The sequence below is a fragment of the Modicisalibacter xianhensis genome (assembly GCF_900113605.1).
In the GTDB taxonomy this organism is placed as follows: domain Bacteria; phylum Pseudomonadota; class Gammaproteobacteria; order Pseudomonadales; family Halomonadaceae; genus Modicisalibacter; species Modicisalibacter xianhensis.
The window spans coordinates 41,816-67,471 of record NZ_FOPY01000004.1; the positions used below are offsets into that span (position 1 = coordinate 41,816).

A 25,656-nucleotide genomic window follows, 5' to 3' on the forward strand; every position below is an offset into this window, starting at 1 on the left:
TGCGTCACGGTCCGTGACGGCTTCAACCTAGCCATGAAATCTGAACATCGTCTTAAGAGTCGCCTTAGTTCAAAACAACCCGTTATCCCTCCGCTTTCGATCGTTCAGGTCCTCGTCTAGCACTATCGATCAGAACCCATGAGATCCTGCTTTCTCACCGACCTGCAACTCTGCCACTCCTGACACATAAGCCTTCGTTAAGTTGGGCAAGCCACAGTGTCAGCGAACGTCATGGAGATGTGCCGATGCAGGATCTCGTTTATCCCCTCTCCCAGGTTCGATGGCTAGAGGCTCGCCACGAAGCAAAGAGGCAGCAACTGGAACGATTGATAAAGGAACGTTTCGCGAAAGATCACGGCGCCACGATCCGCTCTTTCCTGCCGCGCCTGTTCGGGCTCTGGCAGGGCGAGCGTCCTCTCGCTGCACTGGGGTTGCGCGTGGGGCATACGGGACGCCTGTTTCAGGAACGTTACCTGGATCAAAGTGTGGAAATCCTGCTCGCTACTCGCATCGGGCACCTACCCGCCCGGCAGGAAATCGCCGAGATCGGCAATCTGGCTAGTCAACGCCCCGGACTCCAGAGATACATGTTTCTACATCTGGTGGAACAGATGGCCGACGAAGGCGTTGCCTGGCTGATATTCACCGCGACCCCTGAGGTAGCCAATGGAATACATCGGCTGGGGCTGACACTCGAGCGCTTGATGCCCGCCGACCCTGCCCGGCTGGGGGCGGAGAGGGTCGACTGGGGCAGTTATTATGACCGCCACCCCTGGGTCATGCTCGGTGACTTGAAGCGTGCTCATCAGGCACTGTCGAGCCGAGGCCTGCTGCCCGGTAGACCCACCCCTGTCCGGGAGCCCCTCGATGCCCAGCCCATCTAGTCTTTTCATTGAACGGCTGACACAACATGCCCGCGAAACCCCACATCGCGTCGCCCTTCACGACGGTTCTCGACAGCTTCGTTATGGCGATCTGATAAACACACTGGTCGAACGCCGCCATCGTCTTGCCAGGCTCGATGCCCGACGGGTCGCTCTGGCGCTGGATAATGGCGTGGAGTGGGCGCTATGGGATCTGGCCCTGCTGCTGGATGGCAGGGTTGCGGTGCCTGTTCCCGGCTTCTTCAGCCATGCCCAGCGTCAACACCTAGTGACGCAGGCGGGCCTGGACGCATGGATCGGCCCGGGCGGCGACGCGCTTGGTTTCGCCACCAGCGACGACGCGGCGATCGCCATTCGCCCGGTGGAAACCCCACCCTATCTGCATGCCGGTACGACTCGAATCACGTTCACTTCCGGTACCAGCGGTACGCCCAAGGGCGTCTGTCTCGATGCGAAAGCTCCCTTGCAGGTGACTGCCAGCCTGTCCGACATCGTGGGACCGCTGGGCATCGAGCGTCATCTGGCGATGCTCCCGCTGGCCACGCTACTGGAAAACATCGGAGGCATTTACGTGCCGTTGTGGCTGGGGGCCACTGCCTGCCTGCCAAGCCTGGCGACAACCGGCTTGCAAGGCGCCAGCGCGTTTTCCCCCGATATCGCACTGACAGCCATCGACACTTTCCGTCCAAATAGCCTGATACTCGTGCCCCAGTTGCTCCAGGCCTTGATCGAGGCCAGTCCTCAAGCACCGGAGAGCTTGCGATTCGTCGCTGTAGGTGGCGCACGCGTCAGCGAGTCCTTGCTCTCCCGGGCCCATGAGGGCGGCTGGCCGGTATATCAGGGCTATGGGCTGTCGGAATGCGCCTCGGTGGTCTGTCTCAATCGACCCGGTGAACAGGCCCAAGGCGTCGGACGCCTGCTGCCACATGCGCAAGCCAGGATCACCACGTCGGGCGAGGTTTTGATCAACGGCGCCACCATGCTCGGCTACCTCGGGGAGCCGGCTGCCAGCGACTGGCACCCCAGCGGTGACCTGGGCCATTGGCATGGCGACTCCCTGGTACTCGATGGGCGTCGACGCGAGATGTTCATTACCGCCTTCGGACGCAATGTCGATCCCCAGTGGGTCGAGGGCGAGTTGCTTCTCCAACGGGACATTGCCCAAGCACTGGTCCATGGCGAAGCCCTGCCGAGCAATCGCGCGCTGATCGTCCCGGCGACCCCCGAGACAACCGACGTCCAGCTGGCCTGCGCCATTGCTACAGTCAACCGCACCCTTCCCGACTACGCACGTATCGGCACCTGGCGACGCTGCGCCCCATTCACGCCACATAACCAACAGCTAACGGCCAATGGTCGCTTGCGCCGAGACACCCTATTGGCGGGTTACGGCGAATGGCTTCTGGCCCCCCACATCCCCACCGAGAAGGTAACTGCCATGTCTGCTTATCAAATGCTTCAGGATGCCACGCATGAAGAGCGTAACTGGTTACTGAGCGCTCCCTTGCTGACCCGCGCCCAGGCCGGAAAAGTGAGCCTTGCCGAGTACCTGGGCTTTCTGACCCAGGCCTACCATCATGTCCGTTTCACGGTGCCGTTGATGATGGATTGCGGAGCGCACCTGCCCGACCGGCTCAACTGGTTACGTGCAGCGCTGGTGGAATACATCGAGGAAGAGCACGGACACGAGCAGTGGATTCTCGATGACATACGTGCCGCTGGTGGTGATGCTGAGGCTGCCGCCCGGTCCAACCCGCACCCTGCCACCCAGTTGATGGTTTCCTATGTACGAGACGTCATCAACCACGGCAACCCCGTGGGCTTTTTCGGCATGGTCCAGGTGCTGGAAGGCACCAGCACGGCGCTGGCGACCCAAGCCGCAGAGCAAATGCAAGCGAGCCTGGCATTACCGAACGATGCGGTACGTTACCTGACCTCGCACGGCGATCTGGATATCGGTCACATCGCTTTCTTCGAGGGATTGGTGAACCGACTCGAAAACGACGACCTCCAGGCGGTGATTGAAACGGCACGGATGGTTTATCGCCTTTATGGGGCCATGTTCCGCGGTATCGAAGCCAACAGCAACGGCGGCAGTGCTGTCAGGGAGCTTACCAATGCCCTGGTTTAAGGCACAGCTACCGGTAGGAGGTTGGGCCGCACAACGTATCCTGATTACCGGGGCCAGCGGCGGTATTGGCCAAGCCCTGGTGAACGAACTCGCGACTGCCGGTGCCCAGCTATTGATCACGGGGCGACGCACCGAGGCACTCCAGCGTCTCAACGACCGTTATCCGAATCAGGTCAGAAGCCTGGCCGCCGATCTGACCCGGGCGGAGGAACGGGCGCAACTGGTTGAAGCGAGTCGAGATGCCGGTATCAACATGCTGATCAACGCGGCTGGGATGAATCGCATGGGCCTGTTCGAGACCTGGAGCGACGACGAAATCCAGCACCTGCTGACGCTTAACCTCACCTCGACGCTACAACTGACTCGAGAACTACTGCCGCAGCTGCTTGGTGCCCAGCACGGCTGGGTCGTCAACCTTGGCTCGACCTTTGGCACCTTGGGCTACCCTGGCCAGGCCTGTTATTGCGCTTCCAAGTTCGGGTTACGCGGATTTAGCCAAGCTCTACGCCGTGAATTGTCTGCTACTAGAGTCCATGTGCTTCATGTCTCTCCCAGGGCGACCTGCACAGACATGAATGCGCCCGAAATAGAAAGGATGAACCGCGAACTGGGTAACGCCATGGACAGCCCGGAATACGTGGCCAGTGAGGTACGCCGGGCCATCGAACGCGGCCGCAGCGAAGTCCAGCTGGGTTTGCCCGAACGCTTTTATTCCCTGGTCAATGCGCTGGTGCCGAGCTTGGTAGATCGAGCGCTGGCTCGCCAGTTACCCGTTATCCGTCGATTTATCGACGAGCCGGAGCAAGCATCATGAAACGCAGACTTGCCACCTTGGCCCTGTGCCTGAGTCTTATCGGCCTGTTTTCGCTGCCTCTAATGGCCATGGATCAGGATATCGCCTCGGCGTTGTCCTCTATACAAGCCCGCTGGGCAGAAATTCACTACAAGATGCCCCAAGCGCAGCAGGAAAAAGCCCTGGCAGCCCTCGGCTCTGAAGTGGACACGCTGATTGCCGGATACCCCAACGCTGCTGAATTGCAAGTATGGGCAGGCATCGTTCGCTCCACACAGGCTGGAGTCCATGGCGGCCTGGGCGCGCTCAAGCTCGTCAAGCAGGCCCGACGCCATCTGGAGACCTCGCTAAAGCTGGACCCGAGAGCACTGGACGGCTCGGCCTATACCAGTCTCGGCGCATTGTATTATCAGGTTCCCGGCTGGCCGCTAGGCTTCGGTGACGACGACAAGGCAGAGAGGTACCTGAAGCGCGCACTCAACATCAACCCTGATGGCCTTGATGCGCTGTATTTCTGGGGAGACTATCTCCATGAACAAGGCCACGATGCACAAGCACGTCAAGCCTTGGAAAAAGCATTACAGGCTCCGCCCCGAGAGGGACGCGAACTCGCCGACGCCGGGCGTCGCGAGGAGATTCGGCGCCTGCTTGGCCGTCTGCAAAGTGAATAGGCAAGTCATGCGTATATTGCTGGTAGAAGATGATCATAGTTTGGCATCAGGTATTCGGCTCGCCCTGAAGCCCGAGCATTACACGATTGACTGGTTGAGTGACGGCGCGCTCGCCTTGGCCGCCCTGAAAGGAAAGGAGCCTTTCGATGCCGTGATCCTCGATCTGGGTCTCCCCGGGCTCGATGGCATGCGAATACTGGAAAGCGTCAGGCGTCTCGGCAACAGGGTTCCCGTGCTGGTGCTCACTGCCCGGGATGGCCTCGAAGATCGCATCGCCGGCCTGGACGCCGGTGCCGACGATTATCTGGTCAAGCCTTTCGAGGTAACTGAACTCAAGGCCCGGCTGCGCGCCCTGCTGAGACGCAGCCAGGGCCAGGCCAGCAGCATACTGGAGTGTCGCGGCATTCGCCTCGATCCGGCGACCCACAGCGTCAGCTACCTGGGCAAGCCGATCATCCTGTCACGGCGCGAGTTCACGCTATTGGGCGAATTTCTTAGCCATCCGGGGCGGGTCTTCACTCGTGAAACCCTGGCGCAGTTGATCTATGGCTGGGAAGAGGATGTGGAAAGCAACGCCATCGAAGTGCACGTGCATCATCTGCGGCGCAAGTTCTTCCCTGAACTCATCAGAACGCTGCGCGGCATTGGCTATGTTCTGGACAAGGAGCCTCGGGAGAAGGCCGGATGATCTCGATCCGCCGGCGTACCCTGGGGGTGGTGCTGCTGGTCTTTGGAATCAGCATGTCAGTGATCGGCGTGACCAGCTACCACGATGCTGCCCACGAAGTCGAGGAACTCTACGATGCGAACCTGGCCCAGAATGCTCGGCTGTTGGAAGGCTTGACTCATGCGCCCCTGGCCAACGAGCAACGCAACGCCTTGCTGGCCAGCCTGAACAACACCTTTCAGCGAGCCGACCTTGCCGACAAGCGTATCGCCGGCCATCGCTACGAAAGCAAACTCGCCTTTCAGCTCTGGGAGGGCGACCGACTGTTGTTGCGTTCGAGCAATGCCCCCACGGAACCTTTCACCGAGCGCCTTGAAGGGTATACCTATAGCAGCGTGGCAGGGCACGAATGGCGGATCTATGCGCTGAACACCCCGCAGCAGGGACAGCGGGTGATCGTGGGAGAACGCGAGGACGTACGGGGCGAACTCGTGACGCTGATCGCGCTTCGCACACTGATACCCGATCTGCTCGGATTACCTGTACTGGCACTGCTGCTGTGGTGGGCTATCGGCTGGGGGCTCAGGCCCCTCTCGCAGGTCGCCAATGCCATTCGAAAACGCGATCCACACAACCTGCAACCGTTGGCAGTGGCTCAACTCCCCGGCGAGATCATGCCAATTGCAGAAGCCCTGAACCGATTGCTGGAACGTATCCGCCAGCTCCGGGTGCGTGAAAAGCGCTTCATTGCCGATGCCGCCCACGAATTGCGCACGCCCCTCGCCGTCCTCGACCTGCATGCACAGAATGCCTTGACCACGGAAAGTGCCGAGGATCGACGCGATGCGCTCGACCAATTGCGTGATGGCGTGATGCGGGCGACACGCCTTGTTTCTCAACTGCTCACGTTGGCACGCCTGGACCCGGAGGCGGATGCGCTGCCATACCGCCATGCCGTCAACGTGCTGCATGAAGTGCGCGAGGCCCTTGCCAAGCTGTCGCCTCTGGCCTCGGAGCGGGGCCAATTGCTTCAGCTGGAGGCTGATGAAAAGACACACTGGCAGTTATCACTGGAGCCAGGCGCAATCGATACCTTGATACAGAATCTGGTTGGCAATGCCCTCCAGCATTCCCCGAAGGGTAGCACGATCCGCATCACCCTCGAACGGCAAGACGCTGGCATTCGCCTGATCGTCGATGATCAAGGGCCAGGTATCCCCGCCGATGAGCGAGCGCGAGCCACCGAGCGTTTCTACCGGGCTGGCCCTGGTGCAGGTGCGGGTTTGGGGCTTTCCATCGTCGAGAGATTACTCGAACGACACGGCGGTTGGCTGGCCCTGGAGGATGCTCCCGCCGGCGGCCTGCGAGTGGTCGCCACCTTGCCTTGAAGCCACTGCTGACCCGGTAACTGAAGCCGATTAGTGGCTATGCTGACATGCAGGGAAGCCAACGGCAGCCTGATGATCCGTTGAGATATTCCTGAGCCCCACATGGAACGACACGGGAATGGCGGCCTTGCCCATCTCACGCTTTACCAAGATCACTGCCAACATTTGCGCAGATGTGGAAGGCTTCGACGCCCTGGCCGAGCTTGCGCTGGATCTGCGCTCGTCGTGGAATCACACCACCGACCGACTTTGGCGCACGTTGGACCCGGAGCTCTGGGAACTGACCCATAACCCGTGGGTCGTGCTGCAGACGGTTTCCCGGCAAACGTTGGAGCGGCTGCTTGCTTCACCTGACTTTCGCCAGGAAATGGAAGCGCTTCTCCAGGCTCGAAGGCATGCCAACGAAGTACCGTCCTGGTTCCAGACTACCTATGCTAGCGATTCGCTGGGTACGGTCGCCTATTTCTGCATGGAGTTCATGCTCAGCGAAGCCCTGCCGATCTACTCCGGCGGCCTGGGTAACGTCGCCGGCGATCAGTTGAAAGCCGCCAGTGACCTGGGCCTGCCAGTCGTGGGCGTGGGCCTGCTGTACCAGCAAGGCTACTTTCGCCAGATCTTCGACCTGCATGGGAGACAACAGGCGCTCTTTCCGTATAACGATCCAGGGCAGTTGCCGATCGTCCCCTTGCGATCCCCCGACGGCGAATGGCTGCGGATCAAGCTCGAGTTGCCGGCGCATGCAGTCTGGCTACGTGCGTGGGAGGCCCAGGTCGGTCGCGTGAAGCTGTACCTGCTGGATAGCAACGATGCCGCCAATATCCCCGCCCATCGCGGCATTACCAGTGACTTGTACGGTGGAGGACCTGAGTTGCGGCTGTTGCAGGAGCTAGTGCTCGGTATCGGAGGCTGGCGCCTATTGACGATGCTGGGTAGCGAGCCGGAAGTCTGCCACCTGAACGAAGGCCACGCTGCATTCGCCGTGCTTGAGCGGGCGGCACATTTCATGCGCACACACGCCTTGCCTTTCGAGGCTGCCCTGGACATTACCCGCGCGGGTAATATCTTTACGACCCATACCGCAGTAGCGGCAGGTTTCGATCGGTTCGAACCCAACCTGATCCGACAGTACCTGACGACCTATGCCGAGAAGACGCTGGGCATATCCGTGGAGTCATTGCTGGCCCTGGGCCGGCAAAATCCTGAAGATGCGCATGAACCGTTGACTACCGCTTACCTTGCGATCCGTGGCAGCGGTGCGGTCAATGGCGTGAGTCGCTTGCACGCGCGCGTCAGCCGTCACTTGTTCGCCCCGCTCTTTCCCCGCTGGCCTATCCACGAGGTTCCGATTGGCCATGTCACCAACGGCGTCCATGTACCAAGCTGGGACTCGGTAGCAGCCGATGAATTATGGACCGAGGCCTGCGGACACGATCGCTGGCTTGGCACAGTGGCGGATGTCGCCGAGCCAATCCGCCATCTCCCCACCGCGCAACTCTGGCAGTTCCGATTAGCGGCAAGCACCGAGCTGGTCGACTACATTCGCGAACGGCTGTCTCGTCAATTGGCGGCGTCTGGCGTTTCCCAGGAGGATATCGAAGCAGCAAGACACATCTTCGATCCCGGTATATTGACCTTGGGTTTTGCCCGCCGCTTTGCCGAATACAAGCGCCCCAACCTGCTCTTGCATGATCCGGAGCGCCTGCTCAGGTTACTGAACGATCCTCAACGACCGGTACAGCTCGTCATTGCGGGCAAGGCTCATCCGGCTGACATGACCGGCCAGGCGATGGTCCAGGCCTGGCTGCGTTTCATTCACCGCCCGGAAGCCCGGGGGCGTGTCGTGTTCCTGAGCGACTATGACATGCAGGTGGCCGAACAGCTGATCCAGGGCGTCGACGTCTGGCTCAACACACCACGCCGGCCCTGGGAAGCGAGTGGCACCAGTGGCATGAAAGTGCTGGTGAATGGCGGCCTGAACCTGTCGGTCCTGGATGGCTGGTGGGCGGAAGCCTACTCTCCTGGCGTCGGCTGGTCGATAGGTGACGGTCTCGAGCACGCGGACATTGCGGCCTGGGATGCTGCCGAAGCGAAGGAGCTCTACACACGACTCGAACAGGACATCGTTCCGACATTCTACGATCGCGATGAATCGGGTATTCCCTATGCCTGGGTCAACCGCATGCGGGAAAGCATGGCCACATTGACGCCGAAATTTTCCACCAACCGATCGCTACACGACTACCTGGAGCGGTACTACCTACCTGCCGCCGATGCCTTTCGTCATCGAGTGGCCGATTGCCAATGCGGAACCTACCTGCATCGAATGCGACCCGGCCGGCAGCTCTTCGATGCACGGCGTTGGGCCGGTGTGCATTTCGGTGCGTCATCGGTTGCCAGCCATGACGGCCAACGCCACGTTGAAGTCGAGGTCTACCTGGGCGATATCTCGCCCGATAGTGTGCAGGTCCAACTCTATGCCAATGGAACGGCAGGTGGGGAGCCCGAGATCATACCCATGGAGCGTGTTCGACAATTGGCCAACGCAGCCAATGGCTATATCTACGAGGCGGTAGGTTCGTCATGTCGTCCTGAATCCGACTATACGGCACGAGTCATTCCCTGTTTTCATGACAGAGCGATTCCCTTGGAGATTCAACATATTGTCTGGCAGAGATGAGACTGACTGACCACCCTACTCAGGTATTTACATAGGCGACATTGATGCGGGCGATACCACGTCGAAAGTGACTGGAAGATGCCTTTCCCCAGCGAACTTCAGAACGACTGCGACCTCGTCCCCCATCGCCAGCGAGTGCGAACGCTTCATGAACATGAGGTGATAGCCGCCGGGAGCGAACTCGAGCGTTTCGCCAGGCGCGATGCCAAGCTTGGAAACCGGTTTCATCCTGGCGATCCCGTCGTTGCGCATGCTCATGTGCATCTCGAGGCTTTGGAAGGCATCGCTGTCGGCACCTACCAGTGTCACGGGCTTGTCACCGGCATTATGCAAGCGAAAATACCCGGCACCTGGCGTACCGCCTGGCAGCAGGCTCAAACGGGCATTGGTCACTACCAGGTCGTTGCCGTGAGCGACGCCTGCCATTAACGTGAACACGAGAACCGACCACACCTGTCGATATGAGACTCGCCGAGTGCTTTGTCTTGCCATGATATGTCTTCTTCTCTCAGCCCGTGCTACCCAACCCACTGACACTGACGCTTATGCGGCTGGCGACCTCCCGGGCTGGATGATGGTAGGCAGTTCTTTCGCCAAGTGGTCTCGAAGGTCCTGATCTTTCAAATGAATGAAATCCTTGCCCAGTTCCATGAATACGCATTCAGCCACCGGCTCGGACAAGGCCTCGCGGAGAAAGCCGAGCAGTTTGGGCGGCGCGCACAGCACGAGGCGTTGGAAATCGCCCCGATGCAGATGGTCAGCCAGCACGTCACCGACCAGGCCGGCAAAGCGAATTTCCTGCTGTGTCGTCGCGGAATGCTGCTTACTCATGGCATGCCGGGCCATACCCATGGTATCGAAGGCCCGTCCGGGGCGATCGGAGTCGATGTCACGGTCATGCAAACGCCCCTTTGCATTGTTCAGATCCGCAATTTCCTCGAGTGGATCTTTCGGATGGCGAATGGTGAACAGACGAGCCAAGGTCTGGTCCGCAACCATGATTCCAGTAGTTTTCATATTTTAACCTCGTATCGACGCGGCCAGTCGACAATGAGTGATCCGCGTATGTCAGGTGCCAAACGGATAGGTTTCTGGAATGTCTTCTCGCTGCCAGGGCTCACGTTTGTCGAACGGCTCCACGGCAGTCGTTTCATCCAGATGGAAAAGTGCATCGAACTGCTGAGGCAAGGAGGCGCGAAAATAATGACTGCCCCGCTCTGTCTCGGGGCGATAGATCACCCCAATGGCCCGTTCCAGCAACCTGGCACGCAAAGGGTCGGCATACATACCCTCAAGCGGCAGATAGAAACGATCCAGTCCGCTGCGGTAAAATAGACGTTCGTAACTGTCTTCGTGTGAAGGCCGGACCCAGCGGTGTTCGACCGGGGCATCCCAGTCTCGGGCTGCCGAGACATAGCCCGTATGCGTGGTGAAGCCGACCAGCAATACACGACGGCGACCGAAGCGCTGCCGAGCCAGCTGGCCAATATTATGCTGGCGTCGCCCCCACCCCATTTCCGTTCCACGCGCGTCGCCAAGGTGGGAATTGTGCGCCCAGACAACGACTCGCCCTCGCCCGCCCTGGCTGCGAAGGTAGTAATGCAGTTCGGTCAAGGTATCAGTCATATGTTTGTCGCGCAGGTTCCAGGTATCGACTCGCGCCTGGAACATGGCGCGGTAATACTCTTCGGCATTGACCACGACACGCGCGTTCTGCTCGGCAAAGAATTGTTCATCCGAGGCCAGCCGCCCGTCATGAGCGAGGTAATCCCCAGCCTTGTTGATCAACTCGCACAATAGCTGCACCGAGGCTTCTTCACAGGAATGGCTCAGCCCAAAGGCGACATTACGGCCATACTGGAAAGGGTCGCCATGATGGTCGAGACAGGCGTAACCATGTCGCGCCAGTTCGGCCTGCTCGGGATTGATCCGCGATAAATAGGCAATCACGGCCTCAGCAGAACGATGCAGGCTATAGAGGTCGAGACCATAGAAACCAACCTGCTCCGCCAACGGCTTATCGGCGTTATGCTCATGCAGGTCAGCAATGAAGTCGCGAACATCCTCGTTGCGCCACATCCACTGGGGAAAACGCTGAAAATCGCCAAAGGCTTCCATCAAGGAATCCTGGCTGATGCCCCTCACGTAGCGGTTGAGACGCAGTGCATCGGGCCAATCGGCTTCGACCAGAACCGCTTCGAAACCCTTTTCCTCGATCAGGCGCTGGGTAATCTCCGCGCGCATGAGATAGAACTCGGCCGTGCCATGCGACGCCTCGCCGAGTAACACGAAATCGCGTTCCCCGACTTGTTCAAGCAACGCATCGTAATCGCTGGAGCGTTCGTTGAGCCGGGTGGCAAGCTGACGAACACACGTGAGTGGAGTAACCATGGCTGCGACCTCTCGCCAAGCTCAACCAGAGTCTAGAAGACAAGAAGAAGGCGTGAGGAACTAGTCATCAAAAGCTTGTCGCTAAGCAAGCTTGGTTAATTTAAGCCTACTTATTCAAAGGGTTAGCCAGGCGAGCCATTTCGAAATGTGAACTGCCATGCACTGTTGCCAATAGCCTGGCTACAATGTGTAGTCATCCTGTACCCCGTTGCTCGATAGCAAATGGAGCCAATCATGGCGTATCAGGTCGGTGATGCCTTGTTGATCGTCGATATGCAACGCGACTTCTGCGAAGGCGGGACCTTGCCCGTCCATGGCGGCGCGGCGCTAGTTGCAGGTATCAATGCCGAGGCGAATGACGCCCAGGCGGCCGGCGCCCTCATCATTGCTACCCGGGACTGGCACCCTGTCGGGCATTGCAGTTTCTCCAGTCAGGGCGGGCCGTGGCCTGAGCACTGCATTCAGGACACCCCGGGCGCTGCCTTTCATCCGCGCCTGCAGCTGCCCGAAGGCACCATCATCGTCAGCAAGGGGGGCGCTTTCGACCGCGACGCTTACTCCGCTTTCGAGGGTACGGGCCTGGCCATGTATCTCCGTAAGCACGGCATCGTTCGTGTCATCGTCTGCGGCCTTGCCCTGGACGTCTGCGTCAGGGCAACCGTGCTGGATTCACTCAAGGCAGGATTTCAGACCCGCTTGCTGAGCCGGCTCACGGCGCCGGTAACCCCCTCGAAGCGTGAGGCCTGTGAACAGGAATTGCACCGGACCGGATGCGAGATCGCAGCATGAACACGCCCATCGACGCATTCAGCACACGCAACGCATACCGATGCCGATAAGTCCGGGATTGTTGACGTTCGTCAAGCGTGTCTACGGAAAGCCGGAGTAAAACGGAAATAGCTTCCTTAGGTCATGAGGAATGGAGCGATTCCGTGGAGTTCAAGGACTATTACCAGATATTGGGCGTCGACAAGGCTGCGAGCATACCCGACATCAAGAAGGCCTATCGCAAGCTGGCGCGCAAGTATCACCCGGATATCAGCAAGGAGCCCGACGCGGCTCTACGCATGCAGGAAATCAACGAGGCCAAGACGGTGCTTACCGACCCCGAGAAACGGGCGGCCTATGACCAGCTTGGCGAGCGCTACCATGCCGGACAGGACTTCCGGCCACCGCCGGATTGGGATGCCGGCTTCGAGTACTCGGGCGGCGGTTTCGAGGAGTTCGATCTGGGCGAGTTCAGCGATTTCTTTGCCAATCTGTTCGGTCACGGCGGGCGAACTCGTTCGCGTGCCCATCACGCCTACCAGATGCGCGGCGGCGACCGCCACGCCCGGATCTTCGTCGACCTGAGCGATGCCTTTCACGGCGCGACGCGCAGCGTGACGCTGCATGTCCCGCAGACCGATGCGCAGGGGTATGTCTCGTTGCAGGAGCACAACCTCAAGGTACGCATACCCAAGGGTATCAAGGAGGGGCAGCACATTCGTCTGGCGGGCCAGGGGCACCCCGGGATCGGCGGAGGTGAGCCCGGGGATCTCTACCTGGAAGTGCATTTTACGCCGAGTCCGGATTATCGCGTGGAGGGCAAGGATGTCTTTGCGACCTTGCGGGTCGCCCCCTGGGAGGCGGCTCTTGGCGCCGCCATCGACGTGCCCACGCCCTCGGGACAGGTGCATTTGAAGATTCCCAAGGGCTCGCAGGGCGGCCGCAAGCTGCGCCTGAAGGGACGCGGCATTCCCGGCGCTGAGCCCGGCGATTTGTACTTCGTGCTGGAAGTGGTACTTCCACCGGCCAATACCGACAAGGCGCGTCAGCTTTATGAGGCCATGGCGCGTGACATGCCATTCAATCCACGTCAGACGAGGTAGGAGCATGGCTGAAAACAACGCAGTCAACGGCATCGTACTCGACGAGGCCAGCCTGACACTTGAGGAGTTCGCTCGTGCCTGTGCCGTCGAGCGACAATGGGTAGTGGAAAGGGTCGAGAGCGGCATGCTCGGCGACGGCTCGCACTATGTCTCGCAATGGCGTTTCACCAGTCGCGACCTGACCCGCGCACGACGCCTGCGCCAGATGGAATACGACTTCGACGCCGAGCCGGAATTGGCCGCTCTTGTCGCGGACCTGTTCGAAGAAGTGGATCACCTGAGAAAACGGCTCAGGGCCGCCGGAATCGACACCAATTAAGCCGTTACTGGCTAGCCAGTTGTGGGGCCGAGCTATCGCAATGCAGAAAGGAGGATGTTTTCAGCCACTCGTCATCCGGGTAATAGACGAAGAGATATTGCCCGTCCTTGAGGCTGTCGATCAGTGGCGAGGCGATATTCTCACGCACCGCCGGGCACCCGTGACTGCGCCCCAACCGCCCGGTTTGCGCAATGAAGGCCTTGTCGACGTAATCGGCGCCGTGAATGACGATCGCCCGCTCGAAGGCGTTGTCGTTGACGCCCGGCTCCAGGCCTTCCAGACGCAATGAGTAACCGTTACTGCCCTGGTAGCTGTTCAGGGTCCGGAACAGTCCCAGGCTTGACTGCCAACTATCGGGTACGTTGGAGAATGCCGTTGCACGGGCATTGCCGGAGCCCCGGCCATGCGCGACGAGTTCCTTGAACGTCAGCGTACGTTTCACGAGATCGAAGACCCAGAGCCGGGGCTGGGTGGACGGTAATGAGTAATCGATGACGGCCAGCCGGTCGGCATCCTTCCCGGCACACGAGACGGCGCGTGCTGCCAGGCGCAAAACCCGACGATCCGCCTGGGGAGCCAGCGCAGACAACATGTGGGCCAGTGACTGCGTTTGCGGCGAGTGTGTCGGGACAGTGCTTGCTTGGGCAAGGAACTCCCCGGCTCGTGCTTGCTGCCCCAGCAATGGCAGGACAAGGACCAGCAAGGCGAACAATAGGCTAGGCAACGGGCGACGTAACATGAAAACGGTACCTGTCTGAGCATATGACACAGGATAGTCACCGGGATAGTACCCGAGACATCAAGAATAGGCATGTCCAAAACCAGCGAGACCTTGTAATGCGCTTTCAACTGACGCCAAGAGGCTTTCTGCCCGGCCTGCTTCTATTGCTGACCTGCCTGATGGTGATGGTCGCCGCCTCGGCCCAAGGCGACGACGCGCTCCCCATGGAAGGCATCGAGGCCCTTATCACCGGCCAGGAAGGCGACAGCGACAGCCTGCTCCACCAGGTCTACGAACGGCGTGGTTTCGAGCCCGCCTGGAATGATGAGGCCACGCTTGCCGTGTTCATTGATGCATTGTCTTCCCTGGCTGACGATGGCCTGGATCCGGCCGACTATGCTACGGGCATTCTGCAGGAGGAGTACCGGCAGGTACAGGCGACGGGAACAGCGCTTCAACGCGCGCGCTTCGATGTCAATGCCACCCGTACGTTTCTGCTGGCGCTGCGTCATCTACAGCGTGGCAAGGTCGATCCCTTTGCCATCTATGAGCGCTGGGAAGTACCTATCGCCGAGGTGACGCTGGACCCCATGATGGTATCGAACGCCATCGATACCCGGCAATTTGCCCAGGCCTTTGCCGATGCCCGCCCAGCCTATCCCCCTTACGAACGACTGCGCTCGGCGCTGGCCAAATATCGCCGCATTCAGGCCCTGGGGGGGTGGCCCACGCTGCCATCCCGCGACCAATCGCTGCGGCCGGGCGAGACACATGAAGACATTCTGCTTCTGCGCCAACGGCTGGCCATGATTGGCGAGACCATGCTGTCACCCACCGACGCCCCCGATATGTTGCCTACCCGCTATGACGAGGCCTTGGCGGTGGCAGTTCGTCGGTTCCAGGAGCGCCACCTGTTGCAGGCCGATGGCATCGTTGGCCCGCGTACCCGGGCTGCGCTTAATGTTCCGGTAGAAGCCCGCATCGACCAGATTCGTGCCAATCTCGAGCGGGCCCGCTGGCTGTTGCATGACCTGCCCGACACGTTCGTGCTGGTCGATATCGCCGGTTACCGACTCAGTTACTTTCGTCCCGATGGCCAAATCTGGCGCACCCGTATCGTGGTCGGCCAGCCCTATCGACAGACTCCGTCACTGCGCTCCGAGATAACTCACGTCACGGTCAACCCGACCTGGACCATTCCGCCTACGATCCTGCGCCAGGATGTGCTGCCCCAGGTGCGTCGCGATCCGGGCTACCTGGCCCGGCACCGGATCCAAGTGCTGGATGGTTCGGGGTATCGCCTGGATCCCTTTTCCATCGACTGGACACGTCCCGGCAACGTCATATTGCGCCAGGCGGCTGGCCCCGGTAATGCGCTTGGCCAGGTCGTCATCCGCTTTCCCAACCAGCACCTGGTCTATCTTCACGATACGCCGGCGCAAGCCCTGTTCGCCCAGGAACAGCGCGCCTTCAGTTCGGGCTGCATCCGCGTCCAGCAGGTGCTCGAACTCGTCCAGCATCTGTTCGATGATACCGGTACCGACCAACACCTCGCCTCGCTCATCGCAACCGGAGAGACGCGTAACGTGCCTCTTTCCCGCACAGTCCCGCTTATCCTGAGCTACTGGACCGCCCAGGCGGATGAAGCCGGTTTCGTCACCTTCCGCCCGGATATCTATCAGCGAGACGCTCCCCTGCTTGCGGCTCTGGACCGTCCCTTTTTCTTGCGCGACGAGAGGTAAGGTCAGCATTGCACGCTAACGATCAAGCAGCGAATGACTAGCACAAAAAGCACTGTAACTTTTTGTTACCATCTACTACGCTTTGTTGACAAGCATCATGGTTTTCCACCGCAGGGTTTGAAATGATGCTTTCACGACACAGGAAGCGTCGAAGGAAACGGTGCAGGAAGCATCAGGCCTCAAGGACGCAAGAGGCAGGACGCCTCGAGATGAGACAGGATGATCGGCAGGATGCCGTTTGGCCAGGAGGCCGCCGCAGGGAGCGATTTGGCTACGGCAGGATGCGGACAGATATAAGGGCCTCGACCAGGGACTGGCGAGGCCCTTTCCTCATTTGCAAAAGGTCGTTCACTCGATCATGGGCAGTCCCGATTCGGCTGCCAGCAGCGTTCTTCCTCGGAATAGTGCAGTTCCAGCCGCTGCCCGGCGCCGAACGGGTGTATCTCGTCGCGAAACATGACCCGTTCCGGCCCCACCCAGCTTTCCGGTGCCGTCAGCGTTAGACGATCGCCTTCCAAATCGAGTTCGAGCCAGCAACCACGATAGCGTAACCGCAGATGCAAGCCGCCCAATGCCTCGGGCAGGCAAGGATTGAGCCGCAGCATGCCATCGCGAATTTCCAGCCCGGTGTGGCCGCGCTGGATCAGGTCGACGCTTCCCGCCATGGCGCCCAGGTGGATACCTTCCGGGGTCGTGCCGCCCTGGCTGTCCTCGATATCGCTCTGTAGCACCTGCTGGAACAGCTCCCAGGCTTGAAGACGGTCTGCACGCGCCAGCACCCAGGAAGTCACGACCCGACTGAGTGTCGACCCGTGCGAGGTGCGCTGCTGGTAGTAATCGATGGTGCGCGGAATCAGCTCACCGGAGAATGGATAACCGAGCTGGGCGAAGATGTCGCCCAGCTCCTCGGCGGAAAACAGGTAGAACAGCATCAATACGTCGGCCTGCTTCGACGCCTTGTAGCGATTGACGGTATCGCCTTCCGCCTCGAGTAGCCGGTCCAGACGATGGATATCGCCGTAGCGTTCGCGATAACCGGCCCAGTCGAATTCCTGCAACCCTTCGTAGCCCTCGAACTGACTGGGAACGCCATCGGCATGGAACGGCACGAAGAGCTGCTGGCCAATGCTCATCCACTGGCTGACTTCACGGTCCGAAAGTGCCAGCGCGTCGTTCAGTTCCCCACGCCGCCGCTCGCCGATCAGGTCGTAGACATTCACCGCACGTCCCAGAACCCAGGCCGCCATGACATTGGTATAGGTGTTGTTGTCGAGCCCTGGCGCCTGGGCATCGGGGTAACGGTCGTGAAATTCGTCGGGCCCCATCACGCCACGAATGTCGTAACGCTTGCGCTGCGCATTCCAGCTTGCGGCGCTCGCCCAGAATCGAGCGATCTCGAAAAGCATCTCGGCGCCGTAATACGCCAGGAACTCACGATCCTCGGTGACTTCGTAGTAACGCCAGACGTTGTAGGCCACGGCGGCATTGACGTGGCGCTGCAGCGAACTGTTGTCGGGAATCCAGCGACCCGACTTGGGATTGAGATGGACCTGCTGGCTTTCCTCGCGCCCGTCACTCCCGCTTTGCCAAGGATACATGGCGCCCCGGTAACCGGCCTGGCGGGCCAGATGACGGGCCTCGTCCAGGCGCCGGTAGCGATAGCGCAGCAGCGCACGGGTAATCTCGGGAATGCGATAGTTCAGGAACGGAAAGATGAACAACTCGTCCCAGAAAATGTGGCCGCGATAGGCTTCGCCATGCAGCCCGCGGGCCGGCACGCCAACATCCAGGTCGACACTGTGCGGCGAGACCGTCTGCAGCAGATGGAAGATATGCAGGCGCAAAATCATCTGTACTCGCCCACCGCCGTCGAGCCCGATGTCGCAGCGTTGCCAGAGATGCTGCCAGGCTCGCCGATGGCTATCCAGCAACTCGTCGAACGCTCCTGCCCTGGCCACCGCCTGACAAGCGGCGAACCCGGGTTCGGCAATCGCGCGGTCGCGCGACGTATGCAACGCCACGATCTTCTCGACCACGGCTTCGCCGCCTGCCGCAAGTTCGAACGTCATCTCTTGGGCAATGTAGCCAGCCTCCTCGACGGGCTGTCGCTTGCCCTCGATCTCCTGGCCGGCAACGCGCAAGCGCGTGCGCGCCGCCTGAGCGATGCGCAGCTTGGATTGCCGGGTTTCGACCTGAAGACAAATCGTGTCGTCACCCGGTGCATCCGCCGATAGTGGGGCCAGATGGGTGCTGGCCAGTTGCCGATAGCGCGCCACGCCGGCGTTGATCACCCGCCCATCCAGGGCCGACCGCACGGTGATGCGCCCCGCCCAGTTTTCGGGGCGAATGCGCCATTCGATGGCGCCCAGGTGAGGCTGGGCCATATGTACCAGACGCTGCGTGATCAGCGTGGTTTCACGGCCCTGATGGTCACGAAAGAAGAGCTGACGCTTGAGCACACCACTTTCGATATCCAGGCACTGGCGGTAATCGAGCAGTTCCACCGCCATGAGGTTGAACCAGTCGCCGCCTTCAGGCCGGAATGTCAGGCACAGCCAGTTGGGCAGGTTGACCAGGTCCTCGTTTTCGACCACTCGGCCGGCGATTTCCGTCGACAGGCGATTGTAGCCCCCCGCCAGGTAGGCCCCGGGATAGTGAAACTCCCCCGCTTCCGCCTCACCGGCAGCCCCGCGGGTCGCAAAGTAACCGTTGCCCAGCGTGCACAGGGCTTCACGCAACCCTTCCTGGGCTGGATCGAAGCCATGATATTCGAGCGTCCACTCGCTCATGACGTATTGCCCAGCGTAGCGGCAAGCCGGTCGAGAAAGCGCCCGACAGCCTCGGTGTCATCGAGTCGATAGCTGGCGGCCGTTGCCTGCGTGATATCGCCAACGAAAATGCCCAGGCCATTGTGCTCCCGCAACGCCACGAAGGCATCCTCGTCGGTTTCGTCATCGCCGATGTAAAGTGGTATGACGGCATCCTCGGCCACCCCGAGGGCATCAAGCAGCCATAACACGGCCTTGCCCTTGTCCCATGGCAATTGCGGACGCAGTTCGAAGACCTTCTTGCCGCCGGTGCGGCGTAGTTGCGGCTGATGGCCTGCCACGGCCGCGACCGCCGTCTCGACACGTTCCACATCGCCCTCGTCGACCAGCCGGTAATGAACAGCAATGGCGAAGCGCTTGCGCTCGACGAGCACGCCCGATACGTGGCTTAGACGAGTCCGCAGTTGGGTCTCGGCCTCATCGAGGGCCGACAGGAATTCCTCGGCGCGGTCGTGCTGCATGTGCAGGCCATCGGGCCCGGCAATATCGAAGCCGTGGCTGCCGGCATAAACAAGGGTGTCGATGCCGACCAGCTCGGCCACGTTGGCCCGGTCGCGTCCACTGACGATGGCCACGGTGCAGCGTTCGGCCAGCCGCTCGAGCGTGTGGCGCATGGCATCGTCGAGTACGGCCTGTTCCGGACGATCGACGATGGGCGTGAGCGTGCCGTCATAGTCCAGGAACACCATTGGACGCCGCTCTCCCAACTGCTCGGCGAGCCGCTCGAAACCGTCCAGCGCATTTGGTATGGCGCTTTCACTTGCCGCATCGTGCGACATCAGTTCGGCCAGGTCATCCACGACGATGTCGGCGCCATGCGCCAGTAATTCATCGCGTTGCCGGGCCCTGTCGATACCGACCACCAACCCGAAGCCTGCCCTGTCGGCCGCCTCGACGCCCGAGAGTGCATCCTCGACCGCAAGGGCCTCGCCGGGCGGCACCGACAGCAGGCTGGCTGCATGACGGAAAATGTCGGGGTGTGGCTTGCCATGCAGTCCTAGCCGCTCGGCTTCGATACCATCGACCACGGCATCGAACAGATGATCCAAACCGGTCCTGACCAGGATGTCCTGGGCGTTTCTGCTCGACGAGACCAGTGCCGTCTGCAATCCAGACTTGCGTACCGACTCGATGAACGCCACCGACGAGGCGAAAACATCGACCCCCTCTGCCGTCAGAAACTGTTCAAAGTAACGCTGCTTGCGATTGCCCAGCCCGCAAATGGTCTCCTCGTCGGGCAGGTCCTTGGGCGAGCCGAACGGGATCTGGATGCCGCGGGCTTCCAGAAAGCTGCTGACACCGTCATAGCGCGGCTTGCCATCGACGTAACGGCGGTAATCGTTTTCGGGATCGAATGCCTGGAAGGGTTCGCCATGGCGCTCGGCACGCTCGGCCAGGTAACCATCGAAAAGCTTTCGCCATGCCTGGCAATGAATGCGTGCCGTGTTGGTCACGACACCGTCCAGGTCGAACACGGCGGCACGATAATCGGTTGGCGTCATGTCGTGTGGCGAGTGCACTGGTCGTTGCATCGCAAGTCCTTGTGGCAGTCCGTTCGCGAAGTCGTGTCGATAGTGTAGCTGGCTGTCTCAATCCAGCGCCTTTCGAAGCCTCGCCAAGGCGCCGAAAAAAAACGCACAGCCGATGACGACCAGCGCCAGCAATTGTGGCCAGACGATCCCCAGACCGGCTCCGCGAAACAGAATGGCTTGGGCCAGTTCGACGAAGTGGGTGGTCGGCGCAACGAGCATGATGGTCTGCACCAGCTCGGGCATGCTCTCGCGCGGGGTCATACCACCCGACAGGATCTGTAAAGGAATCAGCGCAAGGATGATCAACAGACCCAGTTGCGGCATCGAACGCGCCACCGTTCCCAGGAAGATCCCCATCGACGTAGTCGCAAACAGCAGCAGCGTGGCGCCGAACAAATACAGTGGAAGCGAGCCGTGAAGCGGTACCTTGAGCCAGCCTTCGACAATGACACGCAGCGCGAACACCGAGGCCAGCAGCACGACCAGCCCCATCGACCAGACCTTGGCCAGCATGATCTCGAGCGAGGTGACCGGCATGACCAGCAGATGCTCGATGGTGCCGTGTTCGCGTTCGCGGATCAGCGCTGCCCCGGTCAGGATGATCGACAGCATGGTGATCTGGTTGATGGCCTCATTGATGGCACCGAACCAGCTTCGGTTGAGATTGGGATTGAACTCGGCGCGTACCACCGCCTCGATGGCGCCTTGCGCCGGCTTGCGATAGCCCTGCACAAACGCGGCCACCTCGTCGCCGATGATCCGTTGGATATGCCCGGCGCCGGTGAATGCCTGGCTGATCTGGGTGGCGTCGACGTTCAACTGGATGGTCGGCTGGCCGCCGGCCAGCAGGTCGCGCTGGAAATCGGGGGGAATGTTCAGCGTAAACGTATAACGCCCAGCATCCATGCCACGGTCCATCTCGGCAATGTCGATGAACTCGGGCGGCAGGAAATAGGGTAACTGGAAAGCATTGACGATACGCAACGATGCCTGCGATCGATCTTCGTCGACAATCGCCACACTGGCCCGAAATGGCGCTTCTGGCTCGCCGGTGGCGCTCAGGTAGATCCCCAGGGTAAACGAGTAGACGATCAGCAGCATCAGGGCAGGATCGCGGGAGAGGCTGCGCACTTCCTTGATGCCGAGTTGCAGTATATTGCTTAACCGGGCCATGTCAGCGCTCCTGCTTTCTCAGCCCCGCAACGCTGAGCAGTGTCAGCACGGGAATGGTAACCAGCAGGGCCAGAAAATATGGCGTCAGATCCCCTAGATCGAGCGCCTTGGAAAACACGCCGCGGCTGATGATCAGGAAATGGCTGGTGGGATAGATGTGCCCGATGACCGCCGCGCCCCCCTGCATGGCAGACACCGGGGTAAGCAATCCCGAAAACTGGATGGCAGGTACCAGCGTGGCGATGGCCGTGCCGAAGATGGCGGCAATCTGGCTTTTCAGCACCGAGGACATCAGCAGGCCCATCCCGGTGGAACAGATAACGTAAAGCAGCGCGCCGAGGCTCAATGTCAGCAGACTCCCCTTTACCGGCACGCCGAAGGCCAGCACGGCAAAGGCCACCAGAGTGGCAAAATTGATCATGGCCAGCGCGATGTAAGGCAACTGCTTGCCAAGCAGGAACTCCAGTCGCGAGACCGGTGTGACGTAGAGATTGACGATCGAGCCGAGCTCCTTCTCACGCACGATACCCAGGGCAGTCAGCATCGCCGGGATCAGCATGAGCAACAGCGGGATCATCGCCGGGGCCATGGCCGGCAGGCTCTTCACGTCGGGGTTGTAACGATAGCGAATGGCGATCTCCACCGGAGCCGATACTGCAGGACCTTCGTTCAGGCGGGCCAAGGTATCGGCGTGAATTCCCGCTACGTATCCCTTGATGGTATCGGCCCTGACCGGCATCGAACCGTCGATCCAGTACCCAACCTCGGGCACGTCGCCACGCTTGAGTTGGCGTCCGAATCCCGGCGGTATTTCCACGGCCAGGCTGATCTCGCCGCTGCGCAGGCGTTGCTGCATGTCGCTGTAGTCGATCAGCGGGGCATGTTCGGTGAAGTAACGCGACCCCGACAGATTGAGTGTATACGCCTGGCTGGTGGTAGTCTGGTCACGGTCGAGCACGGCGTAGGCCAGGTTCTCGACATCCATATTGATGCCATACCCCATGATGAACATCAGGATCAGACTGCCGAGCAGCGCCAGCGTGGCACGTACCGGATCACGGCGCAGCTCCAGCGCCTCGCGATGGGTATAGCTGAACAGGCGGCGCAGGCTGATGGCCAGGCGACCGGGATGGGCCGACGGTTTCGGCGCGGCAGACAATGACAACGGTGCTGAAGGCTCGATGTCACTCGAGGCATTGGCTTCTTGCAGGTAAGCAATGAACGTCGCTTCCAGCGTGGCAAGCCCGCGCGACGCCAGCAGCCCTTCGGGCGTATCGGTGGCCAGCACGCGTCCGGCATGCATCAGCGCAATGCGGTCGCAGCGCATTGCCTCGTTCATGAAATGCGTGGAGATGAAGATCGTCACGCCGTCGTCGCGGGCGAGTTGCCCCAACAGCGCCCAGAAGCCGTCACGCGCGACTGGATCGACACCCGACGTGGGCTCGTCGAGGATCAACAGTTCCGGTCGATGAATGATGGCCACCGCCAGTGATAGGCGCTGACGCACGCCCAGCGGCAGCGCGGCCGGCAACGTGTCGGCCATCGGCTCGAGTTCGAAGCGATCCAGCAGCTCTTGCACGCGGGGCCCACGCTCGGCCTCGGGCAGATGGAACAAGCGGGCATGCAGTTCCAGGTTCTGTCGCACCGTCAGCTCGCCATAGAGCGAGAACCCCTGCGACATGTAGCCCACCCGTTGACGCGTGGCGATATCGCGCGGATCGACGAGCTTGCCGAACAGCAGCGCCTGGCCTTCACTGGCGGGCAACAGCCCGGTGAGCATCTTCATGGTGGTGGTCTTGCCACAGCCGTTGGAGCCAAGGAAACCGAAGATCTCGCCGCGCTCGATACGAAAATCGACATGGTCCACGGCGATGAAGTCACCGAATCGCTTGGTCAGGCCGTGCGCCTCGATGGCGATACGTGCATCCGGTTGACGTGGCGCTATCTCGAAGGCCTGGTGCCTGCGCCGCTTGGTCTCGGGCAGCAACACGATGAAAGCTTCCTCGAGCGTGGCACTGCGCGTCGATGCCAGCAGATCACCAGGCGAGCCGGTACTCAGCACCTGTCCATCGTCCATGGCCACCAGCCAGTCGAAACGGCGCGCCTCATCCATGTAGGCGGTAGCAACCAGCACGCTCATGTCGGGGCGGTTACGCCGGATGCGCTCGATCAATTCCCAGAACTGGGCCCGGGACAACGGATCGACGCCGGTGGTCGGCTCGTCGAGAATCAGCAGATCGGGGTCATGAATCAGCGCACAGCACAACCCCAGCTTCTGCTTCATTCCTCCGGAGAGCTTGCCTGCTGGCCGCTCCGTGAACCCAGCCAGCCCGGTGCTGCGCACCAGGTCGGCAATACGGTCGCGACGCTCCTGGCGCCCCTGGCCGAACAACCGACCAAAGAAGTCGAGGTTCTCGAAGACTGTCAGGGTGGGATAAAGGTTCTTGCCCAGCCCCTGGGGCATGTAGGCGATACGTCGGCATACCTGTCGTCGGTGGCTGCCATTAGCCATGTCACCGCCCAGCACGAGCACCCTGCCCTGCTGGATTTTCCGCGCCCCGGCGACCAGCGCCATCAGACTGGACTTGCCGACGCCATCCGGTCCGATCAGACCCACCATGCTACCGGTGGGCACGGCCAGGTCCAGGGCGGAAAGCGCGTTCACCGGGCCATAGCGCAGGCTGACACCTTTCAGCCGTATCACGGGATCGACAGGACTCATGGCGTCACATTGACCTGGAGGTCTTCAGGCCAGTCGAGTGTGTCATCGAGCTTGAGATAGGCCATGCCCGGCAAGCCGGTCTTTACCTTGTCCACGTGCTGCTCCAGCAACTGCGGGTCGATGCGCGCCTTGACCCGGAACATCAGCTTCTCGCGCTCGCTGGCCGTCTCGACGGTCTTGGGCGTGAACTGGGCCACGCTGGAAACGTAGCTGACGCGAGCCGGAATCACGTATTGCGGCACGGCATCCAGTACCAGATGAACGTCGGCGCCCAGCGCGACACGTCCAGCCTGGCGCTCGGGGAGGAAGAAGGTCATGTAGACATCGGTCAGGTCAACGAGATTGAGCACCACACCACCGGCCGCCAGTACCTCACCGGGCTGGGCGACGCGGTATTGCACCCTCGCCACCCGATCGCTGCGCAACTGGCTGTCTTCGAGATCGGCCTCGAGCTTGGCCACGGTCGCCCTGGCCGCCTCGATGGCGGACTGGGACTCGACGACCTGGGAATCGGCCGCCTCGATGGCCGCCTGGGCGGCAAGCACACCTGCCCGCGCCGCCGCCAGTGCGGCTTCGGCACTTTGCAGGCTGGCCAGGTCATCATCGAGTTGCTGTCGCGACAGGGCATTGCGTGCCACCAATGCCCGGGTGCGCTCATAGCGCTTGCGGGCCGCCGTCAGCTCGGCCTGGCGCTGCAATACGCTAGCCTCGGCTGCAGCCTTTTCGCTCTCGCGCTGGGTCACCTGGGCCTGGGCAGTGCGCGTGGCATTCTCGGCCTGGCGCACCTGCGCCCTGGCCTGGCCCAGTTCGGCTTCGAGCACCTTGGTGTCCATGCGGGCCAATAGCTGATCCGGTGCGACCAGTTCCCCCTCGCCAACCAGCACCGCCTCGACACGACCGGCCTGCTGGGTCGCGATATCGATCTCGGTGGCTTCGATCCGCCCGTTACCGCTGGCAAACCCCTCCTCCAGCCCCTCGGGGCGCAACTCCAGCCACGCCAGCGCGCCGGCAACCAACACGACACCGGCCGCAATCAACGCTCGCCAAGCCACCTTGCGCAGCGTGAGGTTCATGGTATGGATTCCTTGTCACTCTAGACGGCGGTAAACAATCGGGAGCAAACGGCATGACTGGCGCGTCAGCGTT

General features: G+C 60.9%; 20 protein-coding genes. 11 read left to right on the plus strand and 9 right to left on the minus strand.

Features of this window, described 5'->3' with window-relative positions:
* Positions 1–245: 245 nt before the first annotated feature.
* From BM194_RS05190 to glgP, 7 genes are all read left to right on the plus strand, one after another.
* Positions 246–884: a thermostable hemolysin gene (locus tag BM194_RS05190; protein WP_092844432.1), complete on the plus strand. Its 639-nt coding sequence runs from the start codon at positions 246–248 to the stop codon at positions 882–884.
* Entirely contained in the window at positions 868–3,015 is a 2,148-nt protein-coding gene (locus tag BM194_RS21060; RefSeq protein WP_092844434.1) for an AMP-binding protein, read from the plus strand. The genes BM194_RS05190 and BM194_RS21060 overlap by 17 nt, the downstream gene beginning before the upstream one ends.
* Positions 3,002–3,829: an SDR family oxidoreductase gene (locus BM194_RS05200; protein WP_092844436.1), complete on the plus strand. Its 828-nt coding sequence runs from the start codon at positions 3,002–3,004 to the stop codon at positions 3,827–3,829. Before BM194_RS21060 ends, BM194_RS05200 begins: the two co-directional genes overlap by 14 nt.
* Positions 3,826–4,479 (plus strand): tetratricopeptide repeat protein, encoded by a 654-nt coding sequence (locus BM194_RS05205; protein WP_218155367.1) that lies wholly within the window; start codon positions 3,826–3,828, stop codon positions 4,477–4,479. Before BM194_RS05200 ends, BM194_RS05205 begins: the two co-directional genes overlap by 4 nt.
* Positions 4,480–4,486: 7 nt before the next feature.
* On the plus strand, positions 4,487–5,167 hold the full coding sequence (locus BM194_RS05210) for a response regulator (protein ID WP_092844438.1): 681 nt from the start codon (positions 4,487–4,489) through the stop codon (positions 5,165–5,167).
* Positions 5,164–6,534, plus strand: coding sequence for an ATP-binding protein (locus BM194_RS05215; RefSeq protein WP_092844440.1), 1,371 nt, complete (start codon positions 5,164–5,166; stop codon positions 6,532–6,534). Before BM194_RS05210 ends, BM194_RS05215 begins: the two co-directional genes overlap by 4 nt.
* A 118-nt stretch (positions 6,535–6,652) precedes the next feature.
* Positions 6,653–9,211: an alpha-glucan family phosphorylase gene (gene glgP / locus BM194_RS05220; protein WP_092844442.1), complete on the plus strand. Its 2,559-nt coding sequence runs from the start codon at positions 6,653–6,655 to the stop codon at positions 9,209–9,211.
* A gap of 27 nt (positions 9,212–9,238) precedes the next feature.
* Here the strand turns inward: glgP and BM194_RS05225 are convergent, their stop codons facing one another.
* Genes BM194_RS05225 through BM194_RS05235 form a run of 3 tightly spaced genes read right to left on the minus strand, consistent with a single transcriptional unit; the run spans position 9,239 to position 11,602 of the window.
* Positions 9,239–9,703, minus strand: a complete 465-nt coding sequence (locus tag BM194_RS05225; protein WP_092844444.1) for a copper chaperone PCu(A)C — start codon at positions 9,701–9,703, stop codon at positions 9,239–9,241.
* 51 nt (positions 9,704–9,754) lie between these two features.
* Positions 9,755–10,228: a baeRF12 domain-containing protein gene (locus tag BM194_RS05230; protein WP_092844446.1), complete on the minus strand. Its 474-nt coding sequence runs from the start codon at positions 10,226–10,228 to the stop codon at positions 9,755–9,757.
* A 51-nt stretch (positions 10,229–10,279) separates the two neighbouring features.
* The gene (locus BM194_RS05235; RefSeq protein WP_092844448.1) at positions 10,280–11,602 is read right to left on the minus strand and encodes an erythromycin esterase family protein; all 1,323 of its coding nucleotides are present in this window, start codon (positions 11,600–11,602) and stop codon (positions 10,280–10,282) included.
* Between the two features lie 234 nt (positions 11,603–11,836).
* Here BM194_RS05235 and BM194_RS05240 point away from each other — a divergent pair, with 234 nt between their 5' ends.
* The 3 genes from BM194_RS05240 to BM194_RS05250 all read left to right on the plus strand — a co-directional run bounded on the left by BM194_RS05240 (position 11,837) and on the right by BM194_RS05250 (position 13,792).
* Complete coding sequence (locus BM194_RS05240; RefSeq protein ID WP_244890885.1) at positions 11,837–12,391, plus strand: nicotinamidase; 555 nt, start codon at positions 11,837–11,839, stop codon at positions 12,389–12,391.
* Between the two features lie 143 nt (positions 12,392–12,534).
* Entirely contained in the window at positions 12,535–13,473 is a 939-nt protein-coding gene (locus tag BM194_RS05245) for a DnaJ C-terminal domain-containing protein (RefSeq protein ID WP_092844452.1), read from the plus strand.
* A gap of 4 nt (positions 13,474–13,477) precedes the next feature.
* On the plus strand, positions 13,478–13,792 hold the full coding sequence (locus tag BM194_RS05250; protein ID WP_092844453.1) for a chaperone modulator CbpM: 315 nt from the start codon (positions 13,478–13,480) through the stop codon (positions 13,790–13,792).
* 4 nt (positions 13,793–13,796) lie between these two features.
* Here the strand turns inward: BM194_RS05250 and BM194_RS05255 are convergent, their stop codons facing one another.
* Positions 13,797–14,531, minus strand: coding sequence for a murein L,D-transpeptidase catalytic domain family protein (locus BM194_RS05255; protein WP_092844455.1), 735 nt, complete (start codon positions 14,529–14,531; stop codon positions 13,797–13,799).
* 98 nt (positions 14,532–14,629) lie between these two features.
* On the opposite strand from BM194_RS05255, the gene BM194_RS05260 reads away from it, so the two are divergent.
* Positions 14,630–16,255, plus strand: a complete 1,626-nt coding sequence (locus BM194_RS05260) for a L,D-transpeptidase family protein (RefSeq protein WP_218155368.1) — start codon at positions 14,630–14,632, stop codon at positions 16,253–16,255.
* Between the two features lie 356 nt (positions 16,256–16,611).
* Here BM194_RS05260 and BM194_RS05265 read toward each other — a convergent pair whose 3' ends face one another.
* From BM194_RS05265 to BM194_RS05285, 5 genes are read right to left on the minus strand one after another with little or no spacing between them, the layout of a single operon-like run.
* Positions 16,612–19,044, minus strand: a complete 2,433-nt coding sequence (locus BM194_RS05265; protein ID WP_092844457.1) for a glycoside hydrolase family 65 protein — start codon at positions 19,042–19,044, stop codon at positions 16,612–16,614.
* Positions 19,041–20,615, minus strand: a complete 1,575-nt coding sequence (gene otsB / locus BM194_RS05270) for a trehalose-phosphatase (RefSeq protein WP_092844459.1) — start codon at positions 20,613–20,615, stop codon at positions 19,041–19,043. The genes BM194_RS05265 and otsB overlap by 4 nt, the downstream gene beginning before the upstream one ends.
* Before the next feature lie 57 nt (positions 20,616–20,672).
* Complete coding sequence (locus BM194_RS05275; protein WP_092844461.1) at positions 20,673–21,788, minus strand: ABC transporter permease; 1,116 nt, start codon at positions 21,786–21,788, stop codon at positions 20,673–20,675.
* A gap of 1 nt (position 21,789) precedes the next feature.
* Positions 21,790–24,510: a ribosome-associated ATPase/putative transporter RbbA gene (gene rbbA, locus BM194_RS05280; RefSeq protein ID WP_092844463.1), complete on the minus strand. Its 2,721-nt coding sequence runs from the start codon at positions 24,508–24,510 to the stop codon at positions 21,790–21,792.
* Positions 24,507–25,583: an HlyD family secretion protein gene (locus BM194_RS05285; RefSeq protein ID WP_092844465.1), complete on the minus strand. Its 1,077-nt coding sequence runs from the start codon at positions 25,581–25,583 to the stop codon at positions 24,507–24,509. The genes rbbA and BM194_RS05285 overlap by 4 nt, the downstream gene beginning before the upstream one ends.
* Positions 25,584–25,656 lie beyond the last annotated feature (73 nt).

What these genes read in the sequence shown, in the direction of transcription:
- BM194_RS05190 (WP_092844432.1), top strand. Translation starts at nt 246, where the DNA reads ATGCAGGATCTCGTTTATCCCCTCTCCCAGGTTCGATGGCTAGAGGCT.
- BM194_RS05205 (WP_218155367.1), top strand. Translation starts at nt 3,826, where the DNA reads ATGAAACGCAGACTTGCCACCTTGGCCCTGTGCCTGAGTCTTATCGGC.
- BM194_RS05235 (WP_092844448.1), bottom strand. Translation starts at nt 11,602, where the DNA reads ATGGTTACTCCACTCACGTGTGTTCGTCAGCTTGCCACCCGGCTCAAC.
- BM194_RS05210 (WP_092844438.1), top strand. Translation starts at nt 4,487, where the DNA reads ATGCGTATATTGCTGGTAGAAGATGATCATAGTTTGGCATCAGGTATT.
- BM194_RS05225 (WP_092844444.1), bottom strand. Translation starts at nt 9,703, where the DNA reads ATGGCAAGACAAAGCACTCGGCGAGTCTCATATCGACAGGTGTGGTCG.
- BM194_RS05240 (WP_244890885.1), top strand. Translation starts at nt 11,837, where the DNA reads ATGGCGTATCAGGTCGGTGATGCCTTGTTGATCGTCGATATGCAACGC.
- BM194_RS05250 (WP_092844453.1), top strand. Translation starts at nt 13,478, where the DNA reads ATGGCTGAAAACAACGCAGTCAACGGCATCGTACTCGACGAGGCCAGC.
- BM194_RS05275 (WP_092844461.1), bottom strand. Translation starts at nt 21,788, where the DNA reads ATGGCCCGGTTAAGCAATATACTGCAACTCGGCATCAAGGAAGTGCGC.
- rbbA (WP_092844463.1), bottom strand. Translation starts at nt 24,510, where the DNA reads ATGAGTCCTGTCGATCCCGTGATACGGCTGAAAGGTGTCAGCCTGCGC.
- BM194_RS05215 (WP_092844440.1), top strand. Translation starts at nt 5,164, where the DNA reads ATGATCTCGATCCGCCGGCGTACCCTGGGGGTGGTGCTGCTGGTCTTT.
- BM194_RS21060 (WP_092844434.1), top strand. Translation starts at nt 868, where the DNA reads ATGCCCAGCCCATCTAGTCTTTTCATTGAACGGCTGACACAACATGCC.
- BM194_RS05265 (WP_092844457.1), bottom strand. Translation starts at nt 19,044, where the DNA reads ATGAGCGAGTGGACGCTCGAATATCATGGCTTCGATCCAGCCCAGGAA.
- BM194_RS05230 (WP_092844446.1), bottom strand. Translation starts at nt 10,228, where the DNA reads ATGAAAACTACTGGAATCATGGTTGCGGACCAGACCTTGGCTCGTCTG.
- BM194_RS05200 (WP_092844436.1), top strand. Translation starts at nt 3,002, where the DNA reads ATGCCCTGGTTTAAGGCACAGCTACCGGTAGGAGGTTGGGCCGCACAA.
- otsB (WP_092844459.1), bottom strand. Translation starts at nt 20,615, where the DNA reads ATGCAACGACCAGTGCACTCGCCACACGACATGACGCCAACCGATTAT.
- glgP (WP_092844442.1), top strand. Translation starts at nt 6,653, where the DNA reads ATGGCGGCCTTGCCCATCTCACGCTTTACCAAGATCACTGCCAACATT.
- BM194_RS05285 (WP_092844465.1), bottom strand. Translation starts at nt 25,583, where the DNA reads ATGAACCTCACGCTGCGCAAGGTGGCTTGGCGAGCGTTGATTGCGGCC.
- BM194_RS05255 (WP_092844455.1), bottom strand. Translation starts at nt 14,531, where the DNA reads ATGTTACGTCGCCCGTTGCCTAGCCTATTGTTCGCCTTGCTGGTCCTT.
- BM194_RS05260 (WP_218155368.1), top strand. Translation starts at nt 14,630, where the DNA reads ATGCGCTTTCAACTGACGCCAAGAGGCTTTCTGCCCGGCCTGCTTCTA.